Annotated in this window: 10 protein-coding genes; 8 read left to right on the top strand and 2 right to left on the bottom strand. The window is 55.6% G+C overall.

Annotated elements, in window-relative coordinates; translation table 11 throughout:
• Positions 1-268: IS200/IS605 family transposase (gene tnpA, locus B5D39_RS14505; RefSeq protein WP_139366791.1), on the top strand; the 268-nt coding region annotated here is incomplete at its 5' end.
• Positions 269-486: 218 nt separating this feature from the next.
• Here tnpA and B5D39_RS14495 read toward each other — a convergent pair.
• The gene (locus B5D39_RS14495) at positions 487-786 is read right to left on the bottom strand and encodes a carboxymuconolactone decarboxylase family protein (RefSeq protein ID WP_078791163.1); all 300 of its coding nucleotides are present in this window, start codon (positions 784-786) and stop codon (positions 487-489) included.
• Between the two features lie 319 nt (positions 787-1,105).
• Positions 1,106-1,582, bottom strand: coding sequence for a helix-turn-helix domain-containing protein (locus B5D39_RS14490; RefSeq protein ID WP_078791162.1), 477 nt, complete (start codon positions 1,580-1,582; stop codon positions 1,106-1,108).
• Here B5D39_RS14490 and B5D39_RS14485 point away from each other — a divergent pair.
• The 7 genes from B5D39_RS14485 to B5D39_RS14455 all read left to right on the top strand — a co-directional run bounded on the left by B5D39_RS14485 (position 1,534) and on the right by B5D39_RS14455 (position 8,559).
• Entirely contained in the window at positions 1,534-2,070 is a 537-nt protein-coding gene (locus B5D39_RS14485) for a magnesium chelatase subunit ChlI family protein (RefSeq protein WP_078791161.1), read from the top strand. The two genes, B5D39_RS14490 and B5D39_RS14485, sit on opposite strands and share 49 nt — an antisense overlap.
• Before the next feature lie 4 nt (positions 2,071-2,074).
• Positions 2,075-2,281, top strand: a complete 207-nt coding sequence (gene yaaA / locus B5D39_RS14480) for a S4 domain-containing protein YaaA (protein ID WP_078791170.1) — start codon at positions 2,075-2,077, stop codon at positions 2,279-2,281.
• A 30-nt stretch (positions 2,282-2,311) separates the two neighbouring features.
• Entirely contained in the window at positions 2,312-2,755 is a 444-nt protein-coding gene (gene mscL, locus B5D39_RS14475; protein WP_078791160.1) for a large conductance mechanosensitive channel protein MscL, read from the top strand.
• An 11-nt stretch (positions 2,756-2,766) separates the two neighbouring features.
• Entirely contained in the window at positions 2,767-3,570 is an 804-nt protein-coding gene (locus B5D39_RS14470) for a metal-dependent hydrolase (RefSeq protein ID WP_078791159.1), read from the top strand.
• A 149-nt stretch (positions 3,571-3,719) separates the two neighbouring features.
• Positions 3,720-4,313, top strand: coding sequence for a TetR/AcrR family transcriptional regulator (locus B5D39_RS14465; RefSeq protein ID WP_078791158.1), 594 nt, complete (start codon positions 3,720-3,722; stop codon positions 4,311-4,313).
• A 23-nt stretch (positions 4,314-4,336) separates the two neighbouring features.
• Entirely contained in the window at positions 4,337-5,446 is a 1,110-nt protein-coding gene (locus B5D39_RS14460; protein ID WP_244161425.1) for an efflux RND transporter periplasmic adaptor subunit, read from the top strand.
• The gene (locus tag B5D39_RS14455; protein WP_078791156.1) at positions 5,443-8,559 is read left to right on the top strand and encodes an efflux RND transporter permease subunit; all 3,117 of its coding nucleotides are present in this window, start codon (positions 5,443-5,445) and stop codon (positions 8,557-8,559) included. The genes B5D39_RS14460 and B5D39_RS14455 overlap by 4 nt, the downstream gene beginning before the upstream one ends.
• Positions 8,560-8,668: the final 109 nt, after the last annotated feature.

The raw sequence follows: 8,668 nt of genomic DNA, 5'->3' as shown, positions 1-8,668 counted from the left end.
TGCCATGCCTGACCACATCCATCTGGTGTTGAGTATTCCACCGAAGTACAGTGTTTCGATGGTGATAGGGTATTTGAAAGGCAAGTCGGCAATTCATATTCACCGTAAGGCCGAAGGGGTCAAGAAAGGTTTTATCGGTCGGCACTTTTGGTCACGTGGTTACTGTGCCAGCACTATCGGCCTGGATGAAGAAATGATCCGGGCGTATGTAAGAGATCAAGAACATCTGGACAAACAAGAGGAGTTGGACTTCACCCAAAACCCTTAGCCCCTTTTAGGGGCTTTCCTCAAGCCACCGGCTCTGCCGGTGGTCATGACTTCAAGCAACCCATTCGACGTGATAGGGGCGTTATCAGCTGGGATGCGGGCAGCGTGGGTCAAGCGCTCACCAGAGGCGTTATTCGATCCATGGGGAATTGAGCCGACCTTGACCGTGAGCACTCTTCTGACCATAGGTGAACAGATTGACCAAGGATGCAGAATAACCTAAATCGTGCAGGCTCCACTGGTACATGCCAAGTTAAGCCCTTCTTTCTCAATACCTTGCAAAGCTATGGAAGTCGTTACTCCGGCATTCACCGCAGATGCGACATCAACTGCTTGAATAATCGTTTCCTGCGGGATGCCACTTTCAAGAGCACGACGGATACGCCCACCACTACAGGCTATGCAACCGCGAGTCACGGTTACTGCAAGACCGATCAGCTGCTTTTCCCGATCAGTCAAGTTATCTGGCCCATGGGTTGATTCAAGCATTTTCTTAGCAGCAAAATCTTCGAATTTCATAGCAGTTTCTCCTTGCCCATATTATACCCTATATCCTTTCCCACATCAGCAGACCATTTGCGAATCAGCAGAACTTCTTTTTCCGATATTCCCAAGGGTAAGAGAAATGAATGATGTGCTGCCGGTTCCTTTCGTTCAAATTCGGCATGCAGTGATCACATGGCACTTTGGTTGAAGTTATCCTGGAAGAAGAAAGGGCCGCCATAATAGCGGCCCTTTATCTATTGAATCAGCAGTAACAGCAATTACGAGCGGCACCAATCATCCACTAAAGTGAATTGTGATTATTTCCTTCTACGGAAGAAAATAATCATAAAATCTATCCTAACAAAAGGAAAGTTTCCTGCTTTTCCAGAAAACGTTCAATCTTATCTCGGTTCTTCCTGAAAGGATTATGCCGTCCACTCAGCCAATCTGATAGCTGTTCGGGATCTCTACCCATCGCCTCACCCAAATGATCCAGGTTCATCCCCATCGCTCTCTTGTACCATGCAAGCCGCCCCACGGTGTCATCCGGGCAAGCGAACGGAATATAACCTAGAAATTTGATAATTCTTGGATTATATTGCAGTTCCGGTTCGGTGCCATGTTCCCAGTTCCAGATAGAGGATTCGGTGACTCCGATGATCTCTGCGACTTCTCTCTGGAGGAGACCGAGATCCATTCGTTTCTTGCGGATGTGTTCACCAACTGTGATGGGAAATTCGGGATAACCGGGAAGCTGCTGTTTTTCGAGGGGAATTTGAATTGAGAACGAGTGCCGTTTTAAGTGGGTATAGTAGAGAAAGGTTAACACACCCCTGCCCCTGCGGCTATCTGGGCGACCCTACCCACGCCTGCACCTGCACCCCGGTTGCCATCAAACGCTATCGTTCCCGCATTTCCGGCCCGTTACTGGACCGGATTGATCTACATGTAGAAGTACCTGCCGTGGCCTACCGCGACCTGTCTGACACACGCGAAACAGAATCATCCGCAACCATTGCCAACCGGGTGATACAGGCACGGCTGGTGCAGCAGGAGCGGTTTAAGGGCACCAAGGTACACTGCAATGCCCAGATGAACGCCCGCCTGATCAAGAAACATTGCGAGCTTGATGCTGCCGGTCACCGGATGCTGGAGCTGGCCGGAGACAAACTGGGCTTCTCTGCCCGCAGCTATTCTCGCATCCTCAAGGTGGCCCGTACCATTGCTGATCTGGCCGGGGCTGAAGTGATTCATGAACCGCATCTGGCAGAGGCGATTCAGTACCGCAGTCTGGATAGAAAGGTCTCCCATGTCTGAAAAAATTTCAATCGATACCGACTACATTAAACTAGACAGCTTTCTGAAGCTGGCGAATCTGGTCATGAGCGGTGGCGAGGCTAAAATTGTTATACAAGAAGGTCAGGTTAAGGTGAACGGCGAGGCGGAAAACCGTCGGGGGCGTAAGTTGTACCCCGGCGACAGCATCGTGCTTACCGGCTGCTCAAGCTTTGTGATCGAGCGGGAATAGCAGGCTACAACAGGTACAGGGGAGGTTGCTATGTTGCAGGAATTTAAGACCTTTATTATGAAGGGCAATGTGCTGGATCTGGCTGTTGGTGTCATTATCGGCGCTGCATTTGGCAAGATAGTCAACTCTGCTGTCAATGACCTGATCATGCCGTTGATAGGTCTGGTGATGGGCAAGGTGGATTTCAGCAACCTGTTCATCAGCCTGAAAGGCGGAGAGTATGCCACCGTTGCTGCAGCCAAGGCTGCCGGTGTGCCTACCCTTAATTATGGCATATTCCTTAACACAACCCTTGATTTTCTGATCATGGCGCTGGTGATCTTTATGATCGTCAAGGCAGCCAACAAGGCCCGCAAGGCTGAAGAACCTGCCCCGGCGCCAGCGCCGCGTGAGTGTCCGTTCTGTAAGTCTGCGGTGCATGATGATGCAACCCGCTGCCCCCACTGCACCTCACAACTTGAAGCGACTGCCTGAAAGGAGTTTGTATGAAACGCCTGATGCTGTTCGTCGTGCTGCTTGCTTTTATGGTCCTGGCAGCCAATGCCGTCCAGGCTGCTCCGGCCCAGCTTACCTGGTACGGTCAGTCTGCCTTTAAGGTGGTCACCCCTTCCGGCAAGGTACTGCTGGTGGACCCCTGGATCAGCAATCCCAGCAACCCCAATGCAAAGAAGGATCTGGAAGAGCTGCAGAAGGTGGATCTGATCTTCCTGACCCACGGCCATGGCGATCATATCGGCGACACGGTGGAGATTGCGAAAAAGACCGGCGCCAAGCTGGTGGCAACCTTTGACCTGCAAAAGGCGATGGTGGCTTACAAGGGCTTCCCAGCCAATCAAGCCGGATTCACAGAGACAGGCAGCTTTGGTGGACAGATATCCCTGTTGTATGGCGAGGTGACGGTGCTGTTCGTACCGGCAATTCACGGTGGCAGCATGGATACCGCCAATGGTCCGGTCTATGCCGGTGAACCGGGTGGTTTCCTGATCAGCGTCAAGGGTGGCCCCCGGATTTATCACACCGGTGATACTGATCTGTTTAGCGATATGTCGTTGCTGAAAGGACAGGTCGATATCATGCTGCTCTGTATCGGCGACAAATTCACCATGGGACCGCTTCGGGCAGCCCAGGCCGTGGAGATGATCCGGCCCAAGAAGGCGATCCCGATGCACTTTGGCACCTTCCCGGCCTTAACCGGCACCCCGGAGGAGTTCAAGAAGGGGCTGCGCCGCTATGGCTTGGAGTTCCTGATGCAGCAGATGAAGGTGGGGGAGACCATTAACTGGAAATAGGCTCAACTGACATCCAGCTCTCAAGGCCCGCTGCTCCTGCTGCGGGCCTTTTTAGTATCGTCGATTTACCGATCGGTAGGTTTTGCTTGACGACACCTGCACTAACTACTATATACCGATCGGTAAGCACTATTTCCTGAAAGGTTGTCATGTCACTTCCTGATACATCTGCCAATGTCCGCCAACGCCTGCTGGATGCGGCGTTGCAGCTTTTTTCAACCAAAGGCTATGCCGCCACTTCAGTGCGGGAGCTGGTGGAGGCTGCCGGTGTCACCAAGCCGGTGCTCTACTATTACTTCAAGAACAAGGAAGGGCTCTATCTTGCCTTGATGGGAGATGCGCTGGGAGACTTTTTCCAGGTGGCAGAGCAGGCCAGAACTGCGCCGGGCAGTGTGACTGAACGGATCTGCGGTTACTGCACCGCGCTGCTGGATCTCTTTGTGGAACGGTTACCGGTGGCGCGACTGATTTACGCCATCTACTACGGCCCACCCCAAGGGGCGCCCCATATCGATTTTGAGGCCTCCTTCAGTACCATGCTGGCCCACATGGAACAGTTAGTCAGCGAAGGGATCAGCACCGGTGAATTCAGGCAGGTCTGCCCACAGGACACGGCTTGGGCCATTGTGGCACTACTCAATACCACCATGGAAGAACAGCTTACGCAGACCAGACAGGTACGGGTTGATCGCGCTGGCCTGCTACGGCTTTTAGCACTTTTGTTTGAAGGGATCAGAACATGAAACGATATTCGGCAACACTCATAATGATAGTAGCATGTGCCCTGCTGGCCGGTTGCAGCAAAAAGCAGGAAACCGTGATCAAACCGCCGGTGGCGGTGGAGCTGGCAACCGCTGCAACCGCAGAACTGACCGAAGGGATTGAGGTAACCGGCAACCTGGAGCCCAAGTTCAGCGCTGATGTCAAGACACAGATCCCCGGCTTGATCAAAGAGGTCTACGTGACCCAGTGGGTGCGGGTGCGTAAGGGACAGCCTTTGGCGCGGATTGATGTGGCTGAGGCGGAAGCGCTTACCAAGCGGGCTGAGGCTGCTGTAGTGGCTGCCAAGGCGCAACTGGCCCAATCCCAGGTCTCCCTTGCCCGGGCAGAGCGGGAAGAGGCCCGTTCGCTGAAGCTGAAAGAGGCCGGTCTGGCCACCCAGCAGGCAGTGGATGATAGCCGGACCGAAACCGCTGCAGCCAGGGCGCGGATTGATTCATCAAAGGCCCAGATCCGGGTGGCTGAAGAAGAGGTGCATCAGACCCGTGCCCGGTTTGCCAAGGGGCTGGTAACAGCACCGCTGGACGGTGTGGTGGCCCTACGGGATGTGAATGTGGGGGATCTGGCCAGTGATGCAGCAGCAGGCAAACCGATCTTCCGGGTGGTGGATAACCGGGTGCTGAACCTGACCGTGACCGTACCCTCGGTTGACTCTGCCAGAGTCAAGACCGGCCAACCGCTTGAATTCAGCGTTGATGCCCTGCCGGGCAAAACCTTTAACGGCAAGGTCATGTTTCTGAACCCAGAGCTGAACGCGACAGACCGCTCCCTGAAGGTGGTGGCTGAGGTGCAGAACCAGCCGGAACTGCTGAAAGGGGGCCTGTTTGCCAAAGGCAGGATCGTAACCGGCAAGCGGGGTGGTGTGGTTCAGATCCCCCGAGCAATGCTGGGCAGTTATGACACCGTCGCTCAGACCGCAACCCTGTTTGTGGCAGACGGACAGCTGGCCCGTCAGCGCAAAGTCAGAACCGGCGCGGTCAGCGGTGATCTGGTGGAGATCAGAGACGGGCTGAAGGCAGGCGAGAAGTACGTGGCCCGTGGCGGCTTTACCCTGCGGGATGGTGACCGTATTACCGTAGCCGGAGCAACCAAGTGATCCTTTCAGACCTGTCCATAAAACGTCCCATCTTTGCCACTGTGATGATGCTGGGGCTGGTGGCCCTGGGCTTCTTCTCCTACAAGCGGCTCTCGGTGGAGATGTTCCCCAATGTGGAGATGCCGGTCATCTCCATTGTCACCAAGTACCCTGGCGCCTCGCCGGATACGGTGGAACGTGAGGTATCCAAGCGGATTGAAGAGGCGGTCAACCAGATTGCCGGGATCAAGCATGTCACCTCCTTTTCCCGCGAATCGGTCTCCACCGTGGTGGCTGAATTCCGGCTTGAAGAGCGGACCAATGAGGTGGCACAGGAGGCGCGGGCCAAGATCAGTGCCATCCGGGGTCAGCTGCCCAAAGAGGTGGAGGAACCGATCATCCAGAAGCTGGACTTCAACGCCATGCCTGCGGCAGCGGTGGCAATCCAGTCAACCAGCCTGTCCCAGCGTGATCTGACCACCCTGGTGGATAAAAAGATCCGCAAACGGTTTGAAAGCGTCACCGGCGTAGGCAAGGTGGATCTGGTGGGGGGGGCCAAGCGCGAAGTGAATGTTGAGGTTGATCCGGTCCGCCTGGACTCCCTGGGGCTGGGGGTCAATGATCTGGTGGCAGGCCTGAAGGGGGAGAATATCAATACCCCGCTAGGCAGGATCACCAAAGGCGGGGCTGAATATCCGCTGCGGATTGAGGGAAAGCCGGATCGGGCTGACCAGTATGGGGCCATGGTGATCACCCGCAAAAACGGGCGGCCCGTAACCTTGGGGGAGGTAGCCCAGGTCACTGACGGGTCGGAAGAACATCGCAAACTGGCCCTGGTGAACGGCCAACCAGCCATTGGGCTGGATATCTACAAACAGTCCGGGGCCAACCAGGTGCAGGTGGTGGACAATGTCAAGAAGGTGATGACAAAGGTGAAGGCTGAACTGCCGCCAGGGGTGACCATTTCGCTGGTGAGGGATGGCTCGATCATGACCCGTCAATCCCTTGCTGATGTGGAGGAAACCCTGATCATCGGCGGCATCCTGACCGTGCTGATCGTATTCATGTTCATCAACTCCTGGCGCTCCACCGTGATCACCGGTGTGACCCTGCCGATCTCGGTGGTCTCTTCCTTTATTGTCATGAACGCCATGGGGATGACCCTGAACGTGATGACCCTGATGGCGTTGTCCCTGGCCATCGGGCTTTTGATCGACGATGCCATTGTGGTGCGGGAAAACATTGTGCGCCACCTGGAGCTGGGCAAGGACCATATGGAGGCTTCCCGTTTCGGTACTGCCGAGATCGGGCTGGCGGTCTTTGCCACCACCATGTCGATCCTGGCGGTCTTTGTGCCGGTGGCCTATATGCGGGGGATTGTGGGACGGTTCTTCTTCCCGTTCGGCATCACGGTCTCCTTTGCCGTGCTGGTCTCGCTGTTTGTCTCCTTTACCCTGGACCCGATGCTCTCCTCCCGCTGGCATGACCCCTCGATCCATATGCGGGGCAAGCGCAAAGGGATCGCCCGCTGGCTGGAGCTGTTCAATGACTGGTTTGACCGCACCGCTGACAAATACCGTGGCGTGATCGCCTGGGCACTGAACCATCGCGGCAAGGTGATGATCAGCGCAGCCATCGCCTTTGTGATCGGTCTGGCCGTGATGGCCACCCTTGAATCATCCTTCATGTCCAAGGAGGACAAGAGTGAATTCCAGGTCTCCTTCCAGACTGCGCCGGATGCCAGCATTAAAGAGACGGAAGACCGGCTGCATCAGATCCTGGCGCAGGTGAAGGGGATACCGGAGATCAGCCACACCTATGCCACCATCGGGGCCGGAGACAGCGGCACGGTGCGGGACGGCCTACTGTATGTCAAACTGAAGGAAAAGTCAGAGCGCAAACGGGGGCAGTTTGAGATCCAGAACCTGATCCGGGAACGGTTTCGCTCCATTGCCGGGATCAACTTTTCCATTGAAGAAGTAGGGGCGATCGGTTCGGCTGCCAAACCTCTGAACGTCAATATCAAGGGGGATGACACCGCCTTGCTGAAGAAATACGCGGCCCAGCTGAAGCAGGAGATGTACACGGTCCCCGGTATTGTGGATATCGCTGCCACCCTTGAATATGACACGCCGGACTACCGCCTGAAGGTGGATCGGGAAAAGGCCCAGTCAGCCGGGGTCTCCTCCAGTGCCATTGTGGACAGCCTTTCCCGTCTGGTAGGTGGCGAGGCGATCACTAGCTATGAAGATGAAGATGGCGATGCCGTTGATCTACGGGTGCGGCTGCCCAAGCAGCTGCGGGAACATCCGGCTCAGATCCGTGACCTGAAGGTCTCGGCAACCGATGCCAACGGTGTTGTCCGTCTCATCCCGCTGGCCAGCATCACCAGTGAAAGCGTGGCTGCCTCTCCCACCGAGATCAACCGCCGCGACCTGTCCCGTCTGGTAACGGTCTCGGCCAACCTGGACGACCTGCCGATCGGCACCGCAGTCAAGCAGGTGGAAGCGGTGGCCAAACGGGTCAAGATGGAACCGGGCTACAGCATCGGCTTTTCCGGTGAGGCAGAGGATATGGCGGAATCATTCGCCTTTATGGGTGAATCCCTGGTCCTGGCGGTGCTGTTTGTCTACCTGATCCTGGCCGCCCAGTTTGAATCATTCTTTGAACCGCTGGCAATCATGTTTTCCCTGCCGCTCTCCATTGTGGGGATGGCAGGCATGCTGCGGATCACCAATGACACCATCAACATCATGTCCCTGATCGGCCTGATCATGCTGATGGGTCTGGTGACCAAGAACGCAATCCTGCTGGTGGATTACGCCAAGGTCCTGCGCACACGGGATGGGCTGGAGCGAGCCCAGGCCGTGATCGAGGCGGGCCGTACCCGGCTGCGGCCGATCGTCATGACCACCCTGGCCATGATCTTCGGCATGCTGCCGCTGTTCTTCGGTATCGGCGCCGGTGGTGAAGGCCGCGCCCCCATGGCCCGCGCCGTGGTGGGGGGGCTGATCACCTCATCCCTGTTGACCCTGATCGTGGTGCCGGTGATGTATACCTATCTGGATGATTTTAGTGTCTGGCTGAAGCGCAAGTGGAAGGGTGAGCAGAAACAGGATGCAAAAAAGCTTTAACGCAGAGAAAAACAGAGAGTCGCAAAGACGCAGAGAATTTCTTTTATAACGTAAAAACCATATTTGAGTTTCTCTGCAACTCTGCTTCTCTGCCTCTCTGCGTTAAGGT

This window comes from Trichlorobacter thiogenes (genome assembly GCF_900167465.1).
Taxonomy (GTDB): domain Bacteria; phylum Desulfobacterota; class Desulfuromonadia; order Geobacterales; family Pseudopelobacteraceae; genus Trichlorobacter; species Trichlorobacter thiogenes.
The sequence above is the reverse complement of the archived record's forward strand: the minus strand, read 5'-3'. Positions and strand labels throughout refer to the sequence as shown.